The organism is Nostoc sp. (assembly GCF_036919595.1).
Taxonomy (GTDB): domain Bacteria; phylum Cyanobacteriota; class Cyanobacteriia; order Cyanobacteriales; family Nostocaceae; genus Nostoc.
On record NZ_JBALCO010000043.1, the window covers coordinates 1 to 24,402 of the forward strand.

Here is a 24,402-nt window from a genome sequence, read left to right on the forward strand (position 1 = left end):
CAGCACGATATAGGGGCAGAGCTTGGTTGTAAAATTCGAGTGCTTTTTGCTTTTCTCCTAAAGCGTCGTAGACTAAACCGATGTTATTGAGTGTACGAGCAACACCTGAGCGCTCGCCCACAGCACGATATAGGGGCAGAGCTTGGTTGCAAAATTCGAGTGCTTTTTGCTTTTCTCCTAAAGCGTCGTAGACTTTACCGATGTTATTGAGTGTAGTCGCAACACCTGAGCGCTCGCCCACAGCACGATATAGGGGCAGAGCTTGGTTGTAAAATTCGAGTGCTTTTTGCCTTTCTCCTAAAGCGTCGTAGACTTTACCGATGTTATTGAGTGTAGTCGCAACACCTGAGCGATCGCCCACAGCACGATATAGGGGCAGAGCTTGGTTGTAAAATTCGAGTGCTTTTTGCTTTTCTCCTAAAGCGTCGTAGACTAAACCGATGTTATTGAGTGTAGTCGCAACATCTGAGCGATCGCCCACAGCACGATATAGGGGCAGAGCTTGGTTGTAAAATTCGAGTGCTTTTTGCTTTTCTCCTAAATCGTCGTAGACTTTACCGATGTTATTGAGAGTGGCAGCTTTACCTGTGCGCTCGCCCACAGCACGATATAGGGGCAGAGCTTGGTTGTAAAAATCGAGTGCTTTTTGCTTTTCTCCTAAAGCGTCGTAGACTGCACCAATATTATTGAGTGTAGTCGCAACACCTGAGCGATCGCCCACAGCACGATATAGGGGCAGAGCTTGGGTGTAAAAATCGAGTGCTTTTTGCTTTTCTCCTAAAGCGTCGTAGTTACGCCCAAGCCCAAGCAGTGCAGTTGCTTCAATTTTTTGGTCTTTGAGTTCTCGTGCAATGGTTAAACCCTGCTGGAATATTTGTATTGCCTGTTGGTGTTCCTGTTGCTGTGTCAGTTTTATCCCTTGCTGTAACAGTCTTTCTGCATCTTGCGCTTGGGAGTTTTGAGTTTGTCCCCAGGTGGGTTGAGCCATTAGCATCACTGTTAAAGGCGTTAGACAAATACCCACAGCCAAAAGACTGGTGAGAATTTTTTTCATATATTACAGATATAATAAGTTTTCATTGAGCATCAGCCGAAGCTGTAGTTAGGAATGTTGAAACTGTGGTTACTAACGTTGAAGCTGCTATAACAAATGCTTAAGCTGTTGTTAAAACAACTGAAGCGTTTGTTATTAATGCTGAAGCTGTTGTTACTAACGCTGATGTTGCTATAATAAATACTTAAGCTGTTGTTAAAACAACTGAAGCATTTATTATCAATGTTGAAGCTGTTGTTACTAACGCTGAAGCTGTAGTTACTAATGTTGAAGCTGTTGTTACTAACGTTGAAGTGATCGTAAAGAACATGTTACTCAAATAATTAACGATTAATAAGGGTTTGCCAAAATAGTGATCGTTCTTTGTTGCGAATTGAACTGGATTTCATCTACCACATATTGGCGATTTCTAGCCACTGACTGAATACCCAGCAACTGTGCTGTGGAAACTATAGGTGGTTTAAGTTTCACCACCGCTTGACCTTGAGTAGAATTTTTTATAGTAAAAGTATTTAAGGGTATATTACTCCAAGTTACAGACTTACCTGTGGGACGGTCTCGCTCACCCCGGATAATTTGCCGCCCATTGCTTCTGTAAGCTAACGCCCCATTCTTGAAGACTACTTTTTGAATTTTGCTGAGGGGAATTGTCGCAGTTTTACCACTACGCTGAATTAATAGTGCTTGCTCTTGTGCATCAATTCCTATTACCCGACCACTGCTTGACTCACCTCCCTTAAAAATGATCTCTGCTAACTCTGGTAAGGCCACTGCAAGTTCTAATTCATCTGCGTTGACTGGTGTCTGTGCTAAGAAGAAATTTTCTGTCTTGACATCCTTGCTAATTACAGCTTGGATGTTCCCTGCTAATGCTGCTACCATTACTAAGATTGCCACAACCCATCCCTGGAAAAAAGTTTTCATGGCTTTAACAATATATTTGACTATATTTAATTTGACTTTCTCATTAAACTTCTAAAGCGGATACCAAATTTCCGTAAAATTCCTAAAAGAAACTGATTATTCACTTGTAGCAGTTGAGTGGAATATAGACCTAACCCCCAGCCCCTTCCCTACAAGGGAAGGGGAGTAAGATTCAAAGCCTTTTTCCTCTTACTAGCGTTGGCAAGTAAGATTCAAAGCCTCTTTCCTCCTCTAGCTTTGGTGAGTAAGATTCAAAGCCTTTCTCCTTTTAGGAGAGAGGTTTGGAGAGAGGTCTATAACTTGGTGCGTTACGCTTTGCAGTAACACACTCTACAAAACTGCTTCCCCTGTTTCCCTCATTTCCCCTATTTCCCATATGACCCAAACCCCTAACCAAGAAACCAATATTTTAGGTAAATTCACAAGTGTAGTTGGCTTGGTGGGTGCGGCGCTTTTCTTTGCAGGCTGGATTTACCGTTGGTCATATTTCTACTTTTTTCAGTTAGAAGTCAATACTCTGGACTTACCTGCACAGTCTTTTTTGATGGTTCCCCTGCAAATATTTTTAGGAGATGGCTGGGCAATATGCAAAAGTGCGATCGCTTTTTTTATAGCTGCGATCGCTATTCAGGCAACATTATGGTTAATTAAGATCATCAGTGATACAGTAGTCTCTGCAAGCCAATTACTATTGAATCGCATCATCTCTGCTACTCAACGCAAAAGCTCATGGACAGCTAAACAGCTAAAATCTCTGGCTGAATTTAGTTCTGGACAACTGCGCTCAGTGGAATTTCTGCGATCGCTAATCAATGAGATAGTCATAGTATCCTGGGTATTAATTGTGATATTTTGGTTAGCTCGTTGGCAAGGCATCGCAGATGCCCGACGAGACGCTGGTCAAAACTCCACCTTGCCCGTTGTAGCCTTAATTACACCTGAAGAAAAGTTTGCTGTGGGACGCAAACTTGATGATATATTTGCCGATCCCTCCTTGAAAGGTTATCGCATTATTGGCGATAGAGGTCTATTCGATGACTTGCGAGGCAGAGAAGATAATGATATCAGCAATCCACAGCAGCCGCGAGTCTGGCGCTTACTCTTAGAACGTGGCGGCTGGATTTATTTGTTTCGCGCATTGCCTCCAAATGCGAAACTTGATCAGCTACCCTCAGTATTGGCTATTCAAGAAAGCGATAAGGGACATATCATCATTCGCAGTCCAGAAGCTTCCAAAAGTAGTTCTCCTTGATATATTAGACCTCTTGCATAAATCAAAAATAAGAACCCCACCCCGCCAAAGCTACGCTTTGTCTCCCCTCCCCGCTTGCTCTTAGGGGTTGGGGGTGGGGTGTTAGGGACTTTTGCAAGAGGTCTATTGAATAATTTGTTTAAATTTAGGTTAATAAAAAGTTATTTATCCTTAACCATTGTTTTATAATGCCCCTTAACTACAGCATCTAGCTCAAGTTACCGCAGATTCAGGGGAAAAATTTGATGAACCAGGGGCAACGTACTCCAAAATCAAGGAGATATTTGACTGAATTAGTTCAGACTTATATCGTTAAAGCTTTACACGCTGCAAGACAGTGGCGTGTACAACTAATACGATGGTTGTACAAGTATTCTACGTGGGGTGTTGCGTCCCTATTCTTGGTCGGAGTTAGCTTGAGTATCGTGATGGCTGCCTGCTCTCCACGTAATGTCAATAATACTGGTAATGCTGACGCAGCTTCCCAGAGTAATGTAACCCTAACCTTTGTTTCTTACTCGGTTACTAATGCAGCATACCAGCAGATTATTCCCAAATTTATCGCACAGTGGAAGAAAGAACATAACCAAAATATCACTTTTAATCAAAGCTATGATGGCTCAGGTTCCCAAACTCTTGCCGTAATTGACGGTAAAGAAGCTGATGTCGTACACCTGTCACTTGCCCTTGATATTAATAAACTTGTTCAGGCAGGTTTTATTCAACCGGGTTGGGAAAAAGAAGCGCCTAATGATGCAATTGTTACAAAATCTCTAAATGCGATCGCTATCCGTCAGGGTAATCCCAAAAATATCAAAACTTGGCCAGATTTAGCACAAGATGGTGTAAAAGTGGTTACAGCAGACCCCAGAACCTCCGGCGGCGCTCGTTGGAACTTCCTTAGTCTGTGGGGTTCTGTGACAAAAACTGGCGGCAATGAAAATCAAGCAATAGACTTTATCGCCAAAGTATATAATAATGCACCTTTATTACCTAAAACTGCTCGGAATGCCAGCGAAGTATTCTTCAAAGATGGTCAGGGTGATGTTTTGCTCAACTATGAAAATGAGATGATTTTATCAACGCAAAATGGCGAGAAAATCTCATATGTTGTGCCCGATGTAAATATCTCCATCGACAATCCTGTTGCTGTTGTAGATAAGAATGTTGATAAACATGGGACTCGGCCGATTGCGGAAGCATTTATCAAATTTCTTTACACCCCAGACTCGCAACGAGAGTTTACTAAATTAGGATTTCGTCCCGTTTCTTTGGCGATCGCCAAAGAAACGGAAGCCAATTTTCCCAAAATTAAAACTATCTTTAAAGCTGAAGATTTAGGAGGATGGAACGAAATTCAGAAGAAATTCTTTGATGAAGGTGCAATATTTGACAAAATTAGGGCTAAAAAGTCTTAAAAGTTTCGTTATTTAATCATCTTCTCTAAAGCGATTTGCAAATCTTTTGTCAAATCGCTCACAGCTTGTCTAGCTGCATAGCGATCGCCCTGACAATTTCGAGAGCGTTCTGTAACTGAAATTGCTTCTCCTACAGTGATTTGTGCCTGTCGCAAACCTAATCGAGGTCGCCCTGGAAGGGTTGTATCCTGAATTCTAGAAAGCATATCGAATATTAGCAAAGCTGTTTCTGCAAACCGTTCTGCCGTCGGTTGTTCCTGAATATAAGTAGCTGTAACTGCAACAAAACTTTCCACTATCCGCATATGCCGCATTCGCAAGTCTGCTTCCTCTGCAATCCAGTCTGCCAAACCACGTTTAAAGGGTGATAAAGTATTTATATCTGGCAAATCTTCCCGATAAATATAATTCCAGCCAGCCTCTTCTAAACGGCGACAGCGGTCAATAAAATTACCCTGCGCTTGAACTCCAAAATATTGCTCGGCAACTTGTAAAGCCTTATCTAGTAAGCGATGAAGTCGGGCAATCAACACCTGATTAGAACTAGCAGATTCATCAGTTAAGATGGTTTTTGGGATGTCTTGATGATAGAAGCGACGATAAAACTCTTCTATTTCGGTAATCAGATATTCAGCCAACCTACAGAGGCGTTGATAGTAAATCTCTTCGCCATCGCCCTGATCAATTTCCTTAACTGGCAAGCCACTATCAGCTTCCAACTTACTGAGGAGCCAATCCAGTTTAGACCAAGGTGGCTCAACGTAACTATACTGGATGGCGATCGGCACAATGATCACAGTCTCAGTCCGGTTAGCTTTTTGTAAGTCTTCTACACACCAGAACCCCATTTGAGCAACACCGGGTTCCAGTGGGCTAACAATACCACTATGACCATTAGTACCTCCTTCGGGTGCCACTGCGATCGGTAGTTTGCCATTAGCAAGCAACTCCCGTGCTGTTTGAATAGCTTGGCGATCTAGTCGTCTACCGCGATGAACCGGCACACCCCCCAGCCGTGAAAACAACCAACCTAGCCAATCTCCAGCCCAAACCGTCATCCCCCGGTCGTAGAGAAAATAACTGTGAACCAGGGATTGTAATCGAATACCTTTTTGCCGAGCAACCTCTGGCACAATGCGAGAAAGCAAATACTGCATACAGAGGGGATCTTCCACCTCTGGGTGACGAAATGCCAACAAAAAGCGAATTTTTCCAGCCTGGAATTGCTGATAAAGTTCGGCCAATACTTCAACATTCTTGGCTTCAATCCTGACAATACCAGCTGGTAGCCAAGGTCGAGTGCGAAACCGTAGTGCGATCGGCAGTAACCAGCGAAAAATCTGGAGTATCAGCGGGTTAAACTGTTGGGGAATAAATTTAAGTGGTGGTTGAGTAGAGTGAATCTTTTTAGGCAAGTCGCTCTCCAGATTACATTTCTAGCGATTGTACAACGTGGGGTCTTGGTTTTGCATAGACGCATAGAGAAGTCTAAGGGACGAAAGCCACCTTCGTCAGGCATGGCTCAGTTTTACCTCTCCAATGATAGACACTATGATCGAATAAAAAATTATTTTCGATGTTTAGGAAAATTGCGTAATAGATACCAAAATACGGCTAAGTTCAACAAGAAAATCAATATTTTTATCGGAGAAATACCCCGAATCAATTCATAAATTTCTGGTGGAATACTGATACCGACAAGCACCAATACTAAAACATGTGCCCAACGTTTCTCGTACCACAAACCAACAGCTTCAATAGTAGTTACAATAGCATAGATTCCGGTGCCAATACCGCTAAAGGCCAAGGTTCTTGGATTTAAGTTGATAACTTTTTTTAAAAGCCAATCAATAATTATAGATTTTCCTTCTAAAACATAATCCTTTGAAAAAATGTCTAGAGTTTGATAATTTTTTAATGTCAAGAATAAAGCGATCGAAGTAACCATAAGTAGCAAGGCAGTAAATGATTTGTAGAGCACAATTGCCACTAACCCCAATGGACGCTTTTTCAAACAACCCCCTAAGTATATATAAGCCTGACTTTGATTAACTGACTCTGGAGCCTGCTAACTAAAACGCTTATTGTAGCAGTACTTAATCGCCCCATATTTACCATTTTTACTTTGTCCAAATAAGTAAATGAAATGTTGAGTATTAAACTATTCCTGACAGCTTCAGAGACTCACTCAAATAAGTGAAAAACAATTCAACCAATTGGATGAGCTAAATGTATGAGGCTAAGATTTAGAACAAGAGAGACACTGTTATTAACAATCAAATAATTAAACATTACAAGGATAACCCGATGAAACTTGCAACTTTAGTTAATTCTGTAGCTATTATTGGTGCTTTTGCGCTTACATCTGGAATTGCTAACGCTGAACCACCCACAGATAACAACTATGATGCTGGGCAAACAAATATAGCTATCAACTCTAACACATTAAACAGTAATTCCAAAAATGCCAGCTACCTCAAACCCTTTAATCTGGTTTCTCTTGCTTACCAAGGTGGTTTAAAGCAGCAGGGTATTCCCAGTGGGGGAACTCTAATCTCTGAACGTCAGAACAGAAAGATTGTTAGGGAAGATTTAGTAAGGGCCGCTGTCAATGCAAACAAATTACCGCCGCAAATTTTGAACGATCAAAATTACCTCAGTGCTGTTAGGGCAGAGTTGACTTCATTATCTAGAGATTTCTCTAACTAAGTACGGCTTTGAAGATAGGGCAATTAACTTACCTCTGGCTTAACCCCTTACCTAGAAGGTGCTAAAACCCCATTCTGTACTAGAGAATGGGGTTTTGATTTAGGTGTGTATTCTTTGGGATATTCCAAGCGATCGCACATTTAGATAAATCATATCCAATGGAGGTTAGCGGACTCGAACCGCTGACATCCTGCTTGCAAAGCAGGCGCTCTACCAACTGAGCTAAACCCCCATAAAATTAAAATAGTAGGTAACTTCGGTTTACCGCTGCTATTGTAACTTAATATTGTTCCGTTACTAAAGGGATGAAGCCAGAAAATATCCAAGTTGTTGCAGCACTGTATAAATTTGTCAAGCTACCAGATTTTGCCGACAAACGAGATCCTCTGCTATCTTACTGTCAAACGCAAGGTGTCAAAGGGACTATTTTGCTGGCACAAGAAGGCATTAACGGTACAATTGCAGGTTCGCGTCAGGCGATTGATTCTGTTCTCTGGTTTCTGCGTTCTGATCCCCGTCTAGCAGACCTAGAATACAAAGAGTCCCATACCGAAACCCCGCCCTTTGAGCGGATGAAGGTGCGGTTGAAGCCAGAAATTGTCACTTTTGGATTGCCTGAAATTGACCCAAATGAACAAATTGGTACTTATGTCAGTCCCCAGGAATGGAATAATTTGATTTGTGATCCAGAAGTCACTGTGATTGACACCCGCAATGATTATGAGGTGAATATCGGTACTTTCCAAGGAGCAGAAAATCCCCAAACTAGCTCATTTCGGGAATTCCCTGATTATGTGCGCCACCACCTCGACCCAACGAAACACAAAAAGGTTGCTCTGTTTTGTACAGGCGGTATTCGTTGTGAAAAAGCCTCATCCTTCATGCTTGTCCAAGGCTTTGCAGAAGTTTATCATCTCAAAGGCGGCATTCTCAAGTATTTGTCAGAAATTCCAGCAGAGGAAAGTTTATGGGAAGGAGAATGTTTTGTCTTTGACGAGCGGGTAGCCGTCAGTCATGGATTGGAGTCAGGAAGTTGTGAGCAGTGCTTCAGTTGTGGGCGTCCGATTTCTGAATCAGATAAGGCGTCTAGTAAATATGAGCAAGGTTTCTCCTGTCCCCATTGTTTTGATAGCCTCACCGAGGAGAAAAGAGCGCGTCAACAGGAAAAATGGCGGCACTACCAGACCCAAGTTAATAACAAAAATCGGGATGTAAGCTAACCGCAAAGTACGCAAATAATTTTTGGGTACTTTGTATTATTTGCGGTTTGTTTTATCTTGGGCGTCCCAATGTAGTAATATATAAAACAGCTTCATCAGCAGGGATACCCAAAACTTCATTTACTTGGTCATCAAAGAATCCACCGATACCACTGACGCCTACATTCAAGTGGACTGCGGCTAAATTCAGGCGTTGTCCTAAATGGCCGGCATCCATATGTAAGTAACGGTAAACGCGATCGCCATACTGGGCGATCGCAGCTTTGAGGTCAGCTGTATGAAACAACACCGCTGCTGCATCTCGCCCTAATTCTTGCCCCAAACAGAGAAAATGTAACTCTCGCCGAAAGTTTTTAAACCGAATTTGGCGTAATTCTTGGGCTTTGGGCGCGTAATAGTAACAACCTGCCTCCAATCCTTTAACTCCACAGACAGCAATGAATGTTTCTATTAAATTCAAATCAAAGTAGTCTGGAGAAATATCTAAACTTTGGTCGATGTAATTTCGCGGTTGGTAAGTAAAATCGAGTAAACCTTTCAATTCATCGAAGGTTAAATCATCACCATTATAAGCGCGGGTAGAGCGTCGCTTGTACATAGTAGTTTCCAGTTCTGACAGTTTTTGTCCCCAGTCTATAGGTGCGGTGGTGGTGGGAATTTTTAAGCAGAAAGGAAAATTATATTTATCCTCCAAAGATTTTTCTTGTTTGATAGTTGGTAGATTGAGATTGCCAGTTATACCTGATTGGATCTGGGTGTGTCGATGGAAATATGTCAGCAGTTCGCCATCGGGGATTTGGGGATAACTGGTTTCGGTGGCGGAAGGTAAAGCAGTACATCCCAATGGCAAATTTTGATTGATATCTAACAAGTCTGCCAGAGGTAAGACAGCGATCGCACCTTCTTGTTGCGGATCGATATAAAGCAGATCGTTTACCGATTCATCCACAAAACCGCCGATTAAATGGGGGCGATAGTCATTAATGGCAGCAGCCAATTCGATATTGCCCAACAGGTGTCCCGCATCTAAAAAAATCCGGCGATAAGCCCGATCTTCATAGCGCCACGCAGAACGATAGAAAACCGCAGTGACAATAATTGCTAGTTGGGTATTTTCTAAGGAAGGATGCCAGAAACAAGCAGCTTGGAGAGTTTGCCAAACATCACTTTCCCAATAATGCATTAGAGAATGAGTCCGACACTGGTAGTTATACAGACCAGGCGGCAATAACGCTGTGCCACGGGAAACTACATAGATTTCGGCAGGGTATAGTCCGCCTGCACTGGGAGCAGCACGTAAATACACCCCACTACCCATAGAAGGCATTCTCGCCGTCAATCCATAGCTGTGAAACAGCAGCCGTGAAAGTCTTTGCCACCATTGAGCATCTGGATTATTAACAAATCCCTCTGGTTTTTCTTGGATATAGGGTTTGAGAGCAAAAGTAGAGCCAATTTTGTACTCTTTGAAAGGCACTGGCTGTTTAGCCCAGTCTATGCCTTGACTTTTAGAGGCGAGAGTCTCAGGGTCGTATTTAGTCCGTTCGTGGTAATGCTGGGCAATTGATTGGTGTAATTCTGGCATAGTACTTTTAATATCCTTGAAGCATCCTTTTTTTGATCTTGGCATTCATTAGCCTCATTGTTTCGTGTCAATTTGTACAATTCTCAGAGTCATAAAGTGGTAATTGATAACAACTGAATTAGGCATTAGGCACTTGTACTGAGCGACTTGTGCCGAGTTTAGCCTGAGCATCTCGACTTCGCTCGATGGAGGCGGCGTCGTAAAGCCTAGGGCATAGCTACGCTTAGTACAAGTCACCGGAAAAAAGGGTCGGAAATAGTGGAAGATATTCTCTGTAGGGTTGCACAACAAATCGGACATGCTTTCTCCGTATCTCAAGTATCCAGGTTGAAATGACTGGTGAGCAGGCAAACGTACTAAACAGTTGGCTGCGTAAGTCTACAACTCCTGTGGGTTTAGCAAAACGCGCTCGTGCAATATTAAGGTGCAAGCTTGGTTACTCAAAAATCCACCTTTTGTCTTCCATCATCCGCCTGTCCACTGTTCTTGGATGAACCAGGTTGAGCAATGGTTTAGTATTCTTCAACGTAAACGTCTGATAATTGCAGATTTTGCTGATAAACAAGCGCTTTCACAACGCTTGTCAGCATTTATTCAGGAGTGGAATCTCATCGCACACCCTTTTAAACGGAGTCAACACTCAAGCACAAAAATTCTTGCCAAGTGTGAAATTGTTAATTCCAACAATATTACTAAAACCCTAGATCCGATAGCGGCATGATTTCCGACCCTTTTTTAGGGTGACGTGTACTTAGAAATGGAAACTAAACCGGAAGATGTGTTAGTTGAGATTGAGCGACTTCAGCAGTTAGCACTTAAGAGAAAAAAGCTGAATAAACTCAACCACAGATCATAACTACGATTGCAATAAAGTAATACGTTTCATCACACAATCGCAATAATTACTCCTTCTAAATGAAGAATATATTGTCATCATTTGAGGATTACTGGTTTATTTGCGATCGCCTAGCAACTTTTTTAAGGAGCATTATACATATATCGAAGATTTTGTCAATGTTTTGATGGCGATCGCAACTTGGTGTAGGTTGACCATTATCTCATCGATAACGGCCACCATTAATTACCCCTACACATTAAATCGGAACAACATTACATCCCCTTCCTGCACAACATACTCTTTCCCTTCACTGCGAACCAACCCTTTCTCCTTCGCAGCATTCATCGAACCAGTTGTTACCAAGTCTTTATAAGCGACTGTTTCGGCGCGAATAAATCCCCTCTCAAAATCACTGTGAATTACACCAGCAGCTTGAGGTGCAGACATTCCAGCATTAATTGTCCAAGCGCGGGTTTCTTTAGGGCCACAGGTGAAATATGTCCGCAAACCTAAAAGCGTGTAAGTTGCCCGAATCAATGATTTCAAACCGCCTTCTTCCACACCTAAAGACGCAAGAAAATCAGCTTTATCTGACTCTGGTAGTTCCACTAATTCCGCTTCAACTTGAGCCGAAACTATCACAACTTGGGCATTTTCAGTTGCTGCAATTTGCCGCACTATTTCTACAAAATGATTACCAGTTGCTAACTCATCTTCAGATACATTTGCAGCGTAGATAATCGGCTTATAAGTAAGTAAATCCAGTCCTTTAATAATTACTGTTTCTTCTTCATTCAAGCTCACCTGACGCACCGATTTCCCTTCATTTAAAGCCGCAGCTAATTTTTCTAAAACTGTGATTTCAAACTGTGCATCTTTGCTAGTACGAGCTTGTTTGCGAGTGCGGTCAATTCGCCGCTCAATTTGTGATAAATCTGATAAACCCAGTTCTATATTAATGATTTCAATATCTCGTGCTGGATCAACAGAACCAGCAACGTGGATAATATCGTCATTTTCAAAACAACGTACCACATGGACGATCGCATCAACTTCTCGGATGTGGGACAGGAATTGATTCCCTAGTCCCTCACCCTGACTTGCACCTTTAACTAAACCGGCAATATCCACAAATTCCACCCGCGCCGGGATGATTTGTGCCGAACTGGCAATCTTAGTAAGAACATTTAACCGTTCATCCGGGACTGCGACAACGCCGACATTCGGTTCAATCGTGCAAAAAGGGAAGTTAGCTGCTTCTGCTTTGGCATTAGCAACTACAGCATTAAATAAAGTAGATTTTCCGACGTTGGGAAGTCCGACAATTCCGGCTCTTAGCATTTTGGATTTTAGATTTGGGATTACATTACCAAGGTAATCTAAACAGGTTCCGGTATGGTTTGGGGAATTGTCCCTGGAACCGTCTGAGGAATGGGAGCAGGTACTGGTTCTGGTACAGGCCCCGGTAACGGTTGAGGAATCGCTGGCCCCGGTACAGGTTCGGGACTAGGTAGTGGATTCGGCTCAGGATTAGGACTAGGTAGCGGACTCGGGCCAGGAGTAGGAATTTGTGGTTCTGGTATAGAAATCGCAGTAGGATTAATCATCGTAAATCTAAATTAGACTATTCAACCTTCCCACGCTAGATGACAACCTCATCTGTTGACATCTCCCCAAATAGCTATACCCACGAACACTTCCTTTAATAATTTACCCCTCTTCTCATTCTCAGCGTCCCTCTGCGCTTCCCTCCGCACCCCTTTGCGTTTAAAATCCAACCTCAATTCGCCACCATCTGCACAAAACTACTCCTCCTTCACCTTTTCCACCACCTCTGGCACTGGATCGTAACCACCTGGATGAAACGGATGACAGCGCAAAATTCGCCGAGTTGCCATCCAGCTACCACGTAATACTCCAAATCGTTCAATAGCTTCAATAGCATACATCGAACAAGTTGGTTGAAAGCGACAAGTCGGGAGAAACAACGGCGAGATAAACATTCGGTAGCCCCGAATTAGCCAAATAAATAATAATTTCATTGCAGCTACCCAAATCTTATAAATTAGTAACAGGGGTAAAACTTTTCATTTTGTTGCATCTTTGTTAATTACATTTTCTGACTCCACCTCAATTCCGGTTTTCTGGCTGCAAATTGCGTCGGCTGCAATTTGGGTGTTACTCATCCTCCTGATTGCATGGGTGGTAAACCGCTTTGCCGACAAGCCAGAAATCGTGCGGAAGATAGTTCATATTGGCACTGGTAATGTGATTTTAATCGCCTGGTGGCTAGATATTCCTGCTAGCGTAGGGATTACAGCTTCTATTTTAGCGAGTGCAATTACCTTATTATCCTATCGGTTGCCCATTCTTCCTGGTATTAATAGCGTTGGACGGCAAAGTTTAGGGACATTTTTTTACTCTGTGAGTTTCGGTATTTTAGTTGCCTGGTTTTGGTATTTACAACAACCCCAGTATGCAGCACTCGGAATTTTGATAATGACTTGGGGAGATGGATTAGCAGCCTTGATTGGGCAACGCTTTGGTACACACAAGTATAAAGTTTTTGGGACGCAAAAAAGTTGGGAAGGCTCCCTAACTATGATGCTCGTTAGCTATGTCGTCAGTAGTTTGATTTTAGTTGGAACTCAAGGAAACAGTTGGCAAACTTGGGCGATATCCCTGTTAGTTGCATTTATCGCTACTGGTTTAGAAGCTGTTTCATTTTTAGGTATTGACAATTTGACAGTTCCCTTGGGTAGTGCAGCACTTGCCTACTTTTTAAGTCAGTTAGTTCTTAGTTACTAATCTTTTTGAGTGCTATTCCTAATTGATTAAATTAAGAGATAGTGCCAAAAATTCATTGTAAGTTCGTAATATGAATGCTCAGGAGTTTTTGAGACATTATGCTGCTGGGGAGAGAGATTTTCAGAGCCTCATTTCGGAGTACGCTGACTTGAGTGGGGTTGAACTGCAATTTCTCAATATTAGAGGTGCTAAATTTCGCTATGTCAACTTGAGCAGTATCAATTTGAGAAGTTGCAATTTGATTGGGGCTGAATTTTGTTACTGTAACTTGAGGAATGCCAACATCGAGTCTTGTTTTTTCGAGTGTGCCCGGTTTTTGGACTGTGATTTGGGAGGAATTAATACCAGAATATGCGATTTGACCAGTACTCGTTTCATCAGAGTTAACCTTCGAGATGCCAAGTTCAACGGTTTTGGAGAAGAACTCTGTGAGTTCTGGGACGTTATTCGACCGGACGGAAAGTTCATCCCTGGTTTTACTTATGTAATTTATCCGGCTCCTTCCCCAGACAAAGTTAATGGGGACGACATTCCTGTCTAATAAATAGTGTGAAGATGTTACAGGGTATACTTATGCCAAAAAAGAAGCAGATCGTTCAGATGGAGGAGAATATATACCTTATGTTTTAAGAGATTGCTTCGAGTTTCTTACCGCGATCGCTCCAAAATCCAATCGAGTAAAATCGGATTGACTAACTCCGGCGCTTCATCCTGTGGACAATGCCCCACTCCCTCTAAAGGAATAAACTTTTCTACTTGGGGAAAGTTACCTAATTCTCTCCCTAACTTAATTGGCTCCCACGGATCGGCTGTTCCCCACAAGATAATCGCCGCACAGGGTAACAGTGGCAAAAGGTCTTCAGGTAGAGGCCCTGTAGAATAAGAAGTAAAAGCAAGAAACACGGCTCCAGCCCCCGGATCGCTTGCTGGTGAAGTGAGAATATCTACCAACTCATCTGTCACCATCTCAGCATTCGCATAAGCTTGCAGGAGAATTTTTCGCACTGTTTTCGGTTTGGCGAGTTGATTGAAAAAGAAGTCGCCAACTGGTTTAATAGATAGTAAGCGTTGCAGCAAAGGCGCTCCGTAACGACGAGATAAAGGTAAACTTACCCGTTTGCGATCGTGCAATAGTCGCAAAGAACAGTTAAGCAAAGCAACTCCTAAGGCAATATCTGGATTGCTTACTGCTGCTTGCATGGCTACAATACAGCCAATAGAATTTCCGACTAAAAAAGCTGGCTCACCCACAACTTCGCGGCAAAAATCTGCCACTTGCTGTCCCCAGGTTTCTAATGTGTAGGCAATTATTTCACCAGGTTGAGGTTTTGCGGAACCGCCAAAACCAATCAAATCAATAGCATAAACACGGCAATTTTGTGCTAGTACTGGAATATTTTTTTGCCAGTGCCACCAAGAAGCACCAAATCCATGCACGAGGACAACAGCTGGCCCAGTGGTTCCTTGGGTTTGATAACAGATAGGGAAATCTTGCCAAATCCAGGTTTTTATAGGGGTAAGTGCTGTTTTTGAACTTGAGGTTGTCATGGGAAATTTGATGAATACAAGGATAAAAGCCTTTCAATAGCAGGGTGTAAGTAAAATTGTTTGGAATTTGGATAAAATTTATCAGATTTTCAAAATAAATCTTTTGCTCTACTGATAGCTTAGACGTATACTACGAAAGCTTCTAGGCTGAAAACACTAGCATCAAGCTGATAGTTTTATCCAGCATAAAGAGTTTTCATCTTATTGAGAGAGGTAATTTACTCACAACTTAGATTATGTCAGTATTAGGAATTATAACTTTTATAATGCGAGTACTATTTTCGCTATTTTTGATGTGGGCTAATTAGCATCAGTGCTAGATTCAGTAGTTTCACAATTTACGACAGCCAATACAAGTCTATAAGATTGTCGAATATGAAGCATCGGCTAAGGGGTGGTTTGCAACTGGAAACTGACGCTTAATGTAACAATATTTTTCTTGTTCCTAGTTCTGCGATCCAGAAAACATGAATATATTAGAAACAATTGATACTCCTGTTGGAAGCTACGCACCAGATTTTGAACTGCCAGGTATTGATGGTCAAGTACACCATCTCAGGCGTTATCTTGAGAAGTTCCGAGCAGTAGGCGTTATTTCCATGTGTAACCACTGTCCTTATGTAGAGTGGTATATAGACAGGTTGAAAAATATTCAAGCCGAATTTTCCCCAGAAGGCTTCACACTAATTGGCATGAATGGTAGTGATGGTAATTACCATACTAGGTCAAGCTTTGAAAATATGAAAGCTTTTGCTCAGTATCACCACTTGAACTTTCCCTACCTCTGGGACTCGACGCAAGATGTGACGCGCAGTTTTGGTGCTACAAAAACACCAATGGCCTTTTTAATAGATACTAATGGTATAGTACGCTACAAAGGACAAATTGACGATCATCCCCAAGATGCATCAGCAGTGAGAGAAGATTATTTAAAAACTGCGATCGCTTCTCTGTTTCTTGGTGAAGAAATAGATATACCACAAACAGAAGCAATAGGTACTACATTAATTTGGCGTAACTAGACATAGATAGTCCCTGTAACTGCTATCTTAAATTGGAGGCAATTGCAACTTTTTTGATAAAGCGTAACTTCATGGGAACGAATTACCGACGGGTTTTACTCAAACTGAGCGGTGAAGCCTTAATGGGCAACATGGGCTATGGCATTGATCCAGAAGTGGTCAAAGGAATAGCACAAGAGGTAGCAGAGGTGATAGCCACTGGCACTCAAATGGCCATCGTTGTTGGCGGCGGCAATATTTTTCGTGGCGTCAAAGCGGCGTCGGCGGGGATGGACAGGGCAACTGCTGACTACATAGGGATGATTGCCACGGTAATGAACGCCATGACGCTGCAAGATTCGCTGGAACGTATAGGGGTACAGACGCGGGTGCAAACTGCGATCGCTATGCAAGAATTAGCGGAACCGTATATTCGTCGTCGTGCCATCCGCCATCTTGAAAAAGGACGGGTGGTAATTTTTGGTGCTGGTTCTGGAAACCCCTTCTTTACTACAGACACCACTGCGGCATTAAGAGCCGCAGAAATTGATGCCGAAGTGATTTTTAAAGCCACCAAAGTAGACGGAGTGTATGACGCTGATCCTCATATTTATCCTGAGGCGAAGCGTTACAATAGCCTAACTTACGTGCACGTTTTAGCCAAAGATTTGCGGGTGATGGATAGTACTGCGATCGCCTTGTGTAAAGAAAATAATATCCCAATTCTGGTATTTGACCTAACGGTGCGAGGAAACATCCACCGAGCAGTCTTGGGAGAATCTATCGGCACCCTTGTGGGAGGTTCTTGTGAAATTAGCTGAAGCTGAGAGTACGATGCAAAAAACCGTTGAGTCAACTCAACGAGCTTTTAACACGATTCGCACTGGTCGCGCCAATGCGAGTCTATTAGATAAGGTATCGGTGGACTATTACGGTTCGCCTACGCCCTTGAAATCACTGGCAAACATTAGCACGCCAGATGCTACGACGATTTTAATTCAACCCTATGATCGCAAAAGTTTAAATATAGTCGAAAAAGCGATTTCCCTCTCAGATGTGGGTTTAACCCCCAGCAATGACGGTTCTGTGATTCGGCTGAATATTCCGCCCTTGACAAGCGATCGCCGTAAAGAATTCGTCAAAATGGCATCTAAGTATGCTGAAGAAGGTCGTGTTGCTATTCGCAACATCCGTCGCGATGCTATAGACGCCATTCGCAAACAGGAAAAAAATACTGAAATTCCTGAAGATGAAGCGCGGGATCAGCAAGATAAATTGCAAAAATTGACAAACAAGTACACTGCCAGAATAGACGAATTGCTGGCAGAAAAAGAAAAAGACATTACGACTGTTTAAAGTCTAAAGTCTGAAGCATAAAGGCTGAAGGATGATGGATAAATTCTTCAGCCTTTATTATTTATTAGATATCTAACAAAAATTGATCGAGTACCTCAATAGAAAATCACTAATTCAGGAGCCAAAATTCAGCCATATGTACGACTGCATCATCGTCGGTGCTGGGCCAGCTGGTGGAACAGCTGCATATCATTTAGCCAAGCAAGGTCGCTCAGTATTAGTGTTAGAAAAAGAATCCCTGCCAAGATATAAACCTTGTGGCGGTGGTGTATCTCCAGCGATCGCTCAATGGTTTGACTTTGATTTTAGCCCAGCGATTTCTGTGAAAGCCGACTCCCTTCGCTTTACTTGGAAATTGGGCGACCCCGTAGAAGCAAAAATCGCCACAAAAGAACCAGTCTGGATGGTGCGACGAGACATTTTTGACCATTTCCTAGTGCAGCAAGCACAGAAGCATGGGGCTGAACTACGAGATAATACTGAAGTAACGGGTATTGAGTTTAAAAGTGACCATTGGCAAATTAACACAGCCAATGGGCCAGTTGTAGGTCGCTACCTAATCGCGGCTGATGGTGTCAAAGGGCCAATGGCAAAATGGCTAGGCTTTAAAGAACGTAAACGTCGTTTAGCAGGAGCTTTGGAAGCAGAAGTTGCCGCAACTGTGAAGGACAAATCCACGATTCACTTCGAGTTTGGCTTGGTAAAAAACGGCTACATTTGGAACTTCCCAAAAGCTGATGGTTATTCCATTGGTGTTGGTACATTTATCGGTGGCGAACCTCAAGACTTTAAAAAGATTTTAGATGAGTACGCGCGCTCCTTTAATCTAGATATCAAAACTAGCAAGCAGTATGGTTATCCCCTTTGCTTGTGGGATGGCAACCAAAAGTTGCATACTCAAAATGCAGTTTTGGCTGGGGAAGCTGCTTGTGTAGTTGATCCAATGACAGCAGAAGGCATTCGCCCTTCAATTTTTAGCGGTTTGATTGCAGCAGGAGCTATTAATGAGGCTCTTTCTGGTGATACCAATGCTTTAGAAAAATATAGTGAAACCATTAATGAAGAATGGGGTACTGAGATGGCTTGGGCGCAAAAATTAGCTGGAGCATTCTATCGCTTTCCTAGCATTGGCTACAAAGTTGGTGTTAAGCGCCCCTCCGGTGCCAAAATCATGGGTAAGATTCTATGTGGAGAACTGCGCTATGGCGACGTTGCCGATCGTGCGCTCAAGCGTTTAATTCCTGGTTTTGGGGGTTAAGTATTAGGGATTAGGTAACGAATCTCTAGGGTAAGAGACGCCCACCTCACAATAAATCAATCATCTTTTGTGGGGTGGGCGTCTCACCCGCCCTATTTTCACTTTATTTATGCCTATCTACTTACCATTTCTCTAAACTAGGGTTTTAGACAAGGAGCTCTCAAAGGTCTGCAATATAATTCCCAGAATCTTATTGACTGCATTAACATGATATTCTATTGAGTCATTAGAGAAAACCAGATAATCACTCCAGTTCCCAATACACAAATAATTCCCGCCAAGCCAGCTAGGGGTTTTTTATTCTTACCTGTAAACCAGTCAGAGACTTTACCTGTGTAAGTAATTAGTTCTGCTGTGTCTAGGGTAGCGATCGCCCATATCCATCCCGCGTGCAGTCCCCAAGCTAAACCCAAATTGCCGTTCGCAGCAAAACGTGCCAACACCAGTACCATTCCCATCAGCCACAATCCAGGGAGTTGGGGTGCAGTTTCGCGTTGCTCCCAAACCAAGTGTAGCAAGGCAAAAATCAAGCTAGAAATTGCTGCTGCTACCCAAATTGGGTAATCCTGCGCTAATTCAGTGAACAGGAAACCGCGAAAAACTAACTCTTCTATCCCACCCACTAATAACGCTATCAGGAAAATCTGTAGCAAGATGGGTAGTAGTAACTTGAAATTCGTCTTTTCAAAAAAACACCAACCTAACCCCAATTGCCCACTAAATACAATAGCTAGGCTCACCACTCCCAAACCGAAACCTAGCGCTAAAGAACTAAGAGTTGAAAGATTCCCAACAAAGCCGTAATCCGAGAAAGATTTATTCGTCAGCCAACTAACTCCCCACAGAATCAGGGGAGCTAATAGGTAGAGTGACGCCAATAACGGCATCTTTTGCTCTGGTTGCAAAGGTTTGGGAAGTTGCCAATTTAGCAATATTGCTGATCCTGTTGCGATTGGCAACCAGCAAACTATCCAGAAAATAAAAAATGCCATCACTACAACTAGTGCTGGTGCATTTTCTATAAACGCCAGTAAAGCGTTGACCGAAGGCTCAAAGAAAGTTATCAAAATAAACAAAAAAAACACGATAGACTTCTTGCACTATAGATTTCTTGCTGATTAATCAAGACTTTACTAAATTTGGTGACTTCTGCAAGGGGTCTAATCGTATTTTTTACCTGGGGCAAAATTTTTTAAATAGAGCTACTAGTGTGCTGTCAAGGCAAGGACAAGTTATCATCACCTGAAACTTATCCTTACCATCAGCAAATTTACTCTTCGTCTTCCAAATCTTCGTCTGATTCGTCAGAATCTACATCTTGTGAGGTTAGTTTTTTATCAGTTTCACCGAGTTGAATCAAGTGAATATGCTTGTATCCCAGCCTAATTTCAAACTCATCTCCAGACTTTAAGCCCATTGCTTTGGTATATGTAGCACCAATCACAATTTGACCATTTTGATGGACGCTAACCCGATAGGTCGGTTCACGACCACGACCATCTTTAGGTGCTTCTGGACTTAGAGGAATTCCTCTAGCTGATAGCAAAGCGTCATAAAAATCGGTGAGATTGACACGAACCTGGTTATTCTTAGTAACAGTGTAATAGCCGCACTGTTTAGCTCTTTCTCGGCGTGGTAAAGTGGAAAGTTCTTTTACTTTAGCAAGTAGTGCTTTTCCAGTTAATGGTGCGGTTGCAGTTTCAGTCATTATGCTCAAATTTTCCTTACTCTCTCCAAACTGATAAACGATGTAGTCTTATGCCAGCATTTAGCTTTTTAGCATTTGCATAGAGCTACTGAAGACCCTAATGTTACGGGTGAATTCCTGCCGAGAGGAGCCAAAAGCACTTCTATTATGGTTGTCTACAATCAACTAGAGACAATAGTTGCCACAGACATTAATTTTGGTGATATTACGGCACTTTTAACCATTATTCGCCATCAGAAAGAAAACTATTTTCTCCTTTGGCGCTACTGTAGCGGTGTAACTTTCAGCCACCTTTACAAATTGTGTTGGTTCTACTGCAAATAAGTCGTAGACCCAATAAATTGTAGATTTTTCACTTTCAGTGCTTGCCTTTCTTGCCAATGAGCAAGTAGAGTTTTCTCTACTCGTCCTCTCAAGCTTTGGATAGCATAGTATTTCAATAGAGTCCTACGGGCTTATGCCCTTTTGTCCTGCCAGTAGAGACGCGAATTCTCTTGTCTCTACATTACGAATCAACAAAGCAGTAGTAGCCGCGCTGATACGGCTCTTGATTCTGGTTTGGTCACTTCGTAATTTTATATCAAATACTAGCATGGACTAATAATAGCAAAATAGTTGTTTAATTTTGAATTAAAGTTGCTAGTAAATTTTTATTTAAATTTCTGGACTGAAAGAAGAAAAAAGCAGTGACGATTTTCCCAACCCTTTATTGCAAGCGTGAGTATTGGCCTATGGCTTTTATAAAAATTTATATAATTGAGAGGAGCAGTTTTGACGAATGAGTTCAATCCAAGAATTTCTTGATTGAGAGGAAGCCAAAAAGCGAAAAGTCTCGCGTGTCCGGGTTTCTCGGTGCAAAAACTTTTATTTAAAAGTGGTGAGGATTTTTCCTCGGCTTATTATCCTAAGGTCAAAAGTGGTCAGAGGATTTTGTACGTCTGTCTATGGGAAGAATAAATTTATTAACATCTGCCTAGCGCTTGATTGCCACTACTATATGTTGAACATGTGGGTTCACGCTTCTATATAATCAAAAAGTTCCGCCTTCGTTACCGCTTGACCGAATTTTCCAGCTAGGACTGCTTGACTCAAGTTGACATCAAGATGTGTTGCTAACCTAACATGCATATAATTTGCATATTATCACCAGGTCAGAGATGAACGTAAGTCCCTCTCTCAGCAAACACTCTTTCCTTTACATTCCCAAACAGGTAAATTCAATGCAAAGCTACAATTACATTTTTGGCGTTTTATCTCAGAATTTGACAAAAATATTGCTTACATCGGTGCTACAAGTTAAATTTTAATGGTTATCCTTAAACTAGAATCACTCGCTTTTTTGTCGTCGGCCAATTAACACCAGGGTTTGAATTAAGAGCAAAAAGAGTATAGCTCACTTTTTGCAACTACCTGCATTGATTGATGATTGTTGAGGCTGGGAAAGCAATTTTAAAATTTTGGTTAGTGATTATGGAAGTTATTTTTAAGGTCATTCGACAGCAACAAAATTCCTCCCCTGTTGTGCAAACCTACCTTGTCGAGGCAGAACCAGGTAATACAATCTTAGATTGCCTGAATCATATTAAGTGGGAGCAAGATGGAACGTTGGCGTTTCGCAAAAATTGCCGCAATACCATTTGTGGTAGTTGTGCTATGCGAATTAATGGGCGTTCGGCTTTAGCTTGTAAGGAAAATATTGGCAGTGAACTTGCTAGATTACAACAAATACCATCATCCCAAAGTAAAGTAAATGCCATTGGCGAAATCACGATCGCCCCTCTCGGCAATATGCCTGTGATTAAAGATTTAGTTGTAGATATGAGCAGTTTCTGGAATAATTTAGAGGCAGTTGCTCCTTATGTGAGTACAGCAGCACGACAAGTTCCAGAAAGAGAGTTTTTGCAAACACCCCAAGAGCGAACGCGCCTAGATCAAACTGGCAACTGTATTATGTGTGGTGCTTGTTACTCGGAATGCAACGCCCGTGAAGTTGATCCAAACTTTGTTGGCCCCCATGCCCTTGCCAAAGCTTACCGAATGGTAGCGGACTCCCGCGATAGCGACACCCAAAATCGTTTAGCAAGCTACAACGAAGGTACTAAAGGCGTATGGGGTTGCACCCGTTGTTTGTACTGCGATTCAGTTTGTCCAATGGAAGTTGCACCATTAGAACAAATCACCAAAATTAAACAAGAAATTCTCACCCAGAAACAAGTCAGCGACAGTCGTTCAATTCGCCACCGACAAGTATTGGTAGATTTAGTTAAAGAAGGTGGTTGGATTGATGAACGTCAATTTGGTTTACAAGTTGTCGGTAACTATTTTCGGGATTTAAAAGGATTACTCAGTCTTGCACCCCTCGGTTTGCGGATGATCATCCGCGGTAAGTTCCCCCTATCATTTGAGCCTTCAGAAGGGACGCAACAAGTGCGATCGCTCATTGAATCTGTGCAACAAGTAGAAAACAAAAGTTAGAAATCAGGAGTTAGGAGTTAGGAATTTTAACTCATAACTCCTAACTCATAATTCTAGTTCAACGTGGTTCTTGAGGGATATTCAACGGTTGTCCATAACGGTCATATACTAAAACATCCCACTGCCCATTGTTACTAAATTCAAAAGCAATCCTACTACCATCAGCGCTAATTGTAGGGTTGCGGACTTCCGCTTGCAGATTATTAGTCAAATTCCGTGATTGGCGTGTTTCCCGGTCGTAGAGAAAAATAGCCGATCGCCCCTGACGGCTAGCACCAAACACAATATAATGACCATCTTGTGAAACGCTAGGATGAGTTGCGATCGCATCAAAGGAGTTTAAACCTGGCAAATCAACCAAATCACGCGTCACCGTATCAAACATATAAACATCTTGGCTACCGCGTCGGTCAGTAATAAAAACAATGTATCTTCCAGAGATTTGGGGGTTTAATTCCGACGCTAAACTATTGAGACTCCGACCCCCCGGATCAAAGGGGTAACTCAAAATCCGAGGGTAGCCAAAACACCCAGTCAATAAACTTAAACATATAAATACAGGTATAAAAAAAACACGTTTCATATAATTAGTCATTAGTCAATACTCTCACAACTCCTAACTCATAACCGGAGGCGGAGCGTCTTTGGCTTTGCTCCTAACTCTTAGGGAGGTGAACCTACAGTTGCACCATTAGGAATATCTAACTCAATATTTGGCCCCCGGTCTAGGACTTCAATATCCCACTGACCACGGCTGGCGGTTTCAAAAACAACATAACGTCCATCTGGGCTGATATTTGGTTTTCTCACCCAGCCGCGATAGATTGGCGTGACAATTTGTGACTGTTGCGTAGCGCGATCGTAAAGCGCCACCACTGGTCTACCTTGGTCACTAGTAAGATAAGCAATGTAACGCCCGGTGTAGCTCAAACTAGGACTTTCAGCAATTGTTTCCTGTCGGTTTATGCCCGGTGTGCCAATAAACAGTTGCCTCTCCAAATCGTAGACTAGTAGCTGCTGATTACCATTCCGATTAGATACAAACGCTAAAAAGCGCCCATTTCCACTCAAAGCAGGCTGCTCCTCGGTGTAGCGACTATTGAGGGAAGTAGGCCCTATGGGAATATCGTTAGAACCACAAGATACAAGCAAACTTGTTAAACTAAAAACCAGGCTCCAATGAATAGGTCTTTGGAGCCAAAATATAGGCGTAAATTTTTTCACCTCAACTGTTTTCCGTCGCCTCTA

The 24,402-nt window shown here is 42.3% G+C and carries 25 protein-coding genes and 1 tRNA gene; 12 read left to right on the plus strand and 14 right to left on the minus strand.

All coding sequences use genetic code 11. The annotated features are described in order from the left end of the window. Positions 1-1,054: tetratricopeptide repeat protein (locus V7K21_RS06100; RefSeq protein ID WP_335172465.1), on the minus strand; the 1,054-nt coding region annotated here is incomplete at its 3' end. A 330-nt stretch (positions 1,055-1,384) separates the two neighbouring features. After that, positions 1,385-1,978, minus strand: a complete 594-nt coding sequence (locus tag V7K21_RS06105) for a hypothetical protein (protein WP_335172467.1) — start codon at positions 1,976-1,978, stop codon at positions 1,385-1,387. 376 nt (positions 1,979-2,354) lie between these two features. On the opposite strand from V7K21_RS06105, the gene V7K21_RS06110 reads away from it, so the two are divergent. Beyond that, on the plus strand, positions 2,355-3,230 hold the full coding sequence (locus V7K21_RS06110) for a hypothetical protein (protein WP_335172469.1): 876 nt from the start codon (positions 2,355-2,357) through the stop codon (positions 3,228-3,230). Between the two features lie 245 nt (positions 3,231-3,475). Then, the gene (locus V7K21_RS06115; RefSeq protein WP_442948851.1) at positions 3,476-4,648 is read left to right on the plus strand and encodes a sulfate ABC transporter substrate-binding protein; all 1,173 of its coding nucleotides are present in this window, start codon (positions 3,476-3,478) and stop codon (positions 4,646-4,648) included. Between the two features lie 8 nt (positions 4,649-4,656). Here the strand turns inward: V7K21_RS06115 and V7K21_RS06120 are convergent, their stop codons facing one another. Next, positions 4,657-6,063: a lysophospholipid acyltransferase family protein gene (locus tag V7K21_RS06120; protein WP_335172473.1), complete on the minus strand. Its 1,407-nt coding sequence runs from the start codon at positions 6,061-6,063 to the stop codon at positions 4,657-4,659. A gap of 152 nt (positions 6,064-6,215) precedes the next feature. After that, the gene (locus V7K21_RS06125; RefSeq protein ID WP_335172475.1) at positions 6,216-6,662 is read right to left on the minus strand and encodes a DUF2127 domain-containing protein; all 447 of its coding nucleotides are present in this window, start codon (positions 6,660-6,662) and stop codon (positions 6,216-6,218) included. 293 nt (positions 6,663-6,955) lie between these two features. Here V7K21_RS06125 and V7K21_RS06130 point away from each other — a divergent pair, with 293 nt between their 5' ends. Continuing rightward, on the plus strand, positions 6,956-7,357 hold the full coding sequence (locus tag V7K21_RS06130) for a hypothetical protein (protein ID WP_335172477.1): 402 nt from the start codon (positions 6,956-6,958) through the stop codon (positions 7,355-7,357). Between the two features lie 159 nt (positions 7,358-7,516). Here V7K21_RS06130 and V7K21_RS06135 read toward each other — a convergent pair. Continuing rightward, positions 7,517-7,589: transfer RNA gene (locus V7K21_RS06135), tRNA-Ala, on the minus strand. Between the two features lie 73 nt (positions 7,590-7,662). On the opposite strand from V7K21_RS06135, the gene trhO reads away from it, so the two are divergent. Then, positions 7,663-8,577, plus strand: a complete 915-nt coding sequence (gene trhO, locus V7K21_RS06140; protein WP_335172479.1) for an oxygen-dependent tRNA uridine(34) hydroxylase TrhO — start codon at positions 7,663-7,665, stop codon at positions 8,575-8,577. A gap of 52 nt (positions 8,578-8,629) precedes the next feature. On the opposite strand, the gene V7K21_RS06145 is transcribed toward trhO, so the two are convergent. Further along, positions 8,630-10,162, minus strand: a complete 1,533-nt coding sequence (locus V7K21_RS06145) for a SagB/ThcOx family dehydrogenase (protein ID WP_335172526.1) — start codon at positions 10,160-10,162, stop codon at positions 8,630-8,632. 424 nt (positions 10,163-10,586) lie between these two features. Here V7K21_RS06145 and V7K21_RS06150 point away from each other — a divergent pair, with 424 nt between their 5' ends. Beyond that, complete coding sequence (locus V7K21_RS06150; protein WP_335172481.1) at positions 10,587-10,883, plus strand: hypothetical protein; 297 nt, start codon at positions 10,587-10,589, stop codon at positions 10,881-10,883. A 366-nt stretch (positions 10,884-11,249) separates the two neighbouring features. Here V7K21_RS06150 and ychF read toward each other — a convergent pair whose 3' ends face one another. From ychF to yidD, 3 genes are all read right to left on the minus strand, one after another. Continuing rightward, complete coding sequence (ychF, locus tag V7K21_RS06155; protein ID WP_335172483.1) at positions 11,250-12,341, minus strand: redox-regulated ATPase YchF; 1,092 nt, start codon at positions 12,339-12,341, stop codon at positions 11,250-11,252. Positions 12,342-12,379: 38 nt separating this feature from the next. Further along, positions 12,380-12,607 (minus strand): hypothetical protein, encoded by a 228-nt coding sequence (locus V7K21_RS06160; protein WP_104905863.1) that lies wholly within the window; start codon positions 12,605-12,607, stop codon positions 12,380-12,382. A gap of 198 nt (positions 12,608-12,805) precedes the next feature. Continuing rightward, complete coding sequence (gene yidD, locus V7K21_RS06165; protein WP_012412579.1) at positions 12,806-13,042, minus strand: membrane protein insertion efficiency factor YidD; 237 nt, start codon at positions 13,040-13,042, stop codon at positions 12,806-12,808. 61 nt (positions 13,043-13,103) lie between these two features. Here yidD and V7K21_RS06170 point away from each other — a divergent pair, with 61 nt between their 5' ends. Both V7K21_RS06170 and V7K21_RS06175 read left to right on the plus strand, forming a co-directional pair. After that, positions 13,104-13,808, plus strand: coding sequence for a diacylglycerol/polyprenol kinase family protein (locus tag V7K21_RS06170; RefSeq protein WP_335172485.1), 705 nt, complete (start codon positions 13,104-13,106; stop codon positions 13,806-13,808). A 70-nt stretch (positions 13,809-13,878) separates the two neighbouring features. Next, on the plus strand, positions 13,879-14,349 hold the full coding sequence (locus tag V7K21_RS06175; protein ID WP_335172487.1) for a pentapeptide repeat-containing protein: 471 nt from the start codon (positions 13,879-13,881) through the stop codon (positions 14,347-14,349). 107 nt (positions 14,350-14,456) lie between these two features. Here V7K21_RS06175 and V7K21_RS06180 read toward each other — a convergent pair whose 3' ends face one another. Further along, complete coding sequence (locus V7K21_RS06180) at positions 14,457-15,356, minus strand: alpha/beta fold hydrolase (RefSeq protein ID WP_335172489.1); 900 nt, start codon at positions 15,354-15,356, stop codon at positions 14,457-14,459. A 467-nt stretch (positions 15,357-15,823) separates the two neighbouring features. Here V7K21_RS06180 and V7K21_RS06185 point away from each other — a divergent pair, with 467 nt between their 5' ends. The 4 genes from V7K21_RS06185 (at position 15,824) to V7K21_RS06200 (ending at position 18,971) form a co-directional block, all read left to right on the plus strand. After that, entirely contained in the window at positions 15,824-16,378 is a 555-nt protein-coding gene (locus V7K21_RS06185) for a thioredoxin family protein (protein WP_335172491.1), read from the plus strand. A gap of 71 nt (positions 16,379-16,449) precedes the next feature. Further along, the gene (pyrH, locus tag V7K21_RS06190) at positions 16,450-17,178 is read left to right on the plus strand and encodes a UMP kinase (RefSeq protein WP_335172493.1); all 729 of its coding nucleotides are present in this window, start codon (positions 16,450-16,452) and stop codon (positions 17,176-17,178) included. Beyond that, positions 17,165-17,713: a ribosome recycling factor gene (gene frr, locus V7K21_RS06195; protein WP_335172496.1), complete on the plus strand. Its 549-nt coding sequence runs from the start codon at positions 17,165-17,167 to the stop codon at positions 17,711-17,713. The genes pyrH and frr overlap by 14 nt, the downstream gene beginning before the upstream one ends. Before the next feature lie 136 nt (positions 17,714-17,849). After that, positions 17,850-18,971 carry a geranylgeranyl reductase family protein gene (locus tag V7K21_RS06200; protein WP_335172498.1) on the plus strand — a complete coding sequence of 374 codons (1,122 nt, stop codon included), beginning with the start codon at positions 17,850-17,852 and terminating at the stop codon, positions 18,969-18,971. Positions 18,972-19,186: 215 nt separating this feature from the next. Here V7K21_RS06200 and V7K21_RS06205 read toward each other — a convergent pair whose 3' ends face one another. Then, the gene (locus tag V7K21_RS06205; RefSeq protein WP_335172499.1) at positions 19,187-20,056 is read right to left on the minus strand and encodes a CPBP family intramembrane glutamic endopeptidase; all 870 of its coding nucleotides are present in this window, start codon (positions 20,054-20,056) and stop codon (positions 19,187-19,189) included. A gap of 185 nt (positions 20,057-20,241) precedes the next feature. Continuing rightward, positions 20,242-20,679, minus strand: coding sequence for an AbrB family transcriptional regulator (locus tag V7K21_RS06210; protein WP_335172501.1), 438 nt, complete (start codon positions 20,677-20,679; stop codon positions 20,242-20,244). 1,470 nt (positions 20,680-22,149) lie between these two features. Here V7K21_RS06210 and V7K21_RS06215 point away from each other — a divergent pair. Next, complete coding sequence (locus V7K21_RS06215) at positions 22,150-23,154, plus strand: succinate dehydrogenase/fumarate reductase iron-sulfur subunit (RefSeq protein WP_335172503.1); 1,005 nt, start codon at positions 22,150-22,152, stop codon at positions 23,152-23,154. A gap of 58 nt (positions 23,155-23,212) precedes the next feature. Here V7K21_RS06215 and V7K21_RS06220 read toward each other — a convergent pair whose 3' ends face one another. Both V7K21_RS06220 and V7K21_RS06225 read right to left on the minus strand, forming a co-directional pair. Then, on the minus strand, positions 23,213-23,737 hold the full coding sequence (locus V7K21_RS06220) for a TolB family protein (RefSeq protein ID WP_335172528.1): 525 nt from the start codon (positions 23,735-23,737) through the stop codon (positions 23,213-23,215). A gap of 80 nt (positions 23,738-23,817) precedes the next feature. Beyond that, positions 23,818-24,378, minus strand: a complete 561-nt coding sequence (locus V7K21_RS06225; RefSeq protein WP_273766882.1) for a TolB family protein — start codon at positions 24,376-24,378, stop codon at positions 23,818-23,820. Positions 24,379-24,402 lie beyond the last annotated feature (24 nt).

Coding starts and splice junctions, on each gene's coding strand:
- V7K21_RS06105 (WP_335172467.1), bottom strand. CDS start 1,978: ATGAAAACTTTTTTCCAGGGATGGGTTGTGGCAATCTTAGTAATGGTA.
- V7K21_RS06110 (WP_335172469.1), top strand. CDS start 2,355: ATGACCCAAACCCCTAACCAAGAAACCAATATTTTAGGTAAATTCACA.
- V7K21_RS06115 (WP_442948851.1), top strand. CDS start 3,476: ATGAACCAGGGGCAACGTACTCCAAAATCAAGGAGATATTTGACTGAA.
- V7K21_RS06130 (WP_335172477.1), top strand. CDS start 6,956: ATGAAACTTGCAACTTTAGTTAATTCTGTAGCTATTATTGGTGCTTTT.
- trhO (WP_335172479.1), top strand. CDS start 7,663: ATGAAGCCAGAAAATATCCAAGTTGTTGCAGCACTGTATAAATTTGTC.
- V7K21_RS06145 (WP_335172526.1), bottom strand. CDS start 10,162: ATGCCAGAATTACACCAATCAATTGCCCAGCATTACCACGAACGGACT.
- ychF (WP_335172483.1), bottom strand. CDS start 12,341: ATGCTAAGAGCCGGAATTGTCGGACTTCCCAACGTCGGAAAATCTACT.
- V7K21_RS06160 (WP_104905863.1), bottom strand. CDS start 12,607: ATGATTAATCCTACTGCGATTTCTATACCAGAACCACAAATTCCTACT.
- yidD (WP_012412579.1), bottom strand. CDS start 13,042: ATGAAATTATTATTTATTTGGCTAATTCGGGGCTACCGAATGTTTATC.
- V7K21_RS06175 (WP_335172487.1), top strand. CDS start 13,879: ATGAATGCTCAGGAGTTTTTGAGACATTATGCTGCTGGGGAGAGAGAT.
- V7K21_RS06180 (WP_335172489.1), bottom strand. CDS start 15,356: ATGACAACCTCAAGTTCAAAAACAGCACTTACCCCTATAAAAACCTGG.
- V7K21_RS06185 (WP_335172491.1), top strand. CDS start 15,824: ATGAATATATTAGAAACAATTGATACTCCTGTTGGAAGCTACGCACCA.
- pyrH (WP_335172493.1), top strand. CDS start 16,450: ATGGGAACGAATTACCGACGGGTTTTACTCAAACTGAGCGGTGAAGCC.
- V7K21_RS06200 (WP_335172498.1), top strand. CDS start 17,850: ATGTACGACTGCATCATCGTCGGTGCTGGGCCAGCTGGTGGAACAGCT.
- V7K21_RS06210 (WP_335172501.1), bottom strand. CDS start 20,679: ATGACTGAAACTGCAACCGCACCATTAACTGGAAAAGCACTACTTGCT.
- V7K21_RS06215 (WP_335172503.1), top strand. CDS start 22,150: ATGGAAGTTATTTTTAAGGTCATTCGACAGCAACAAAATTCCTCCCCT.
- V7K21_RS06220 (WP_335172528.1), bottom strand. CDS start 23,737: ATGAAACGTGTTTTTTTTATACCTGTATTTATATGTTTAAGTTTATTG.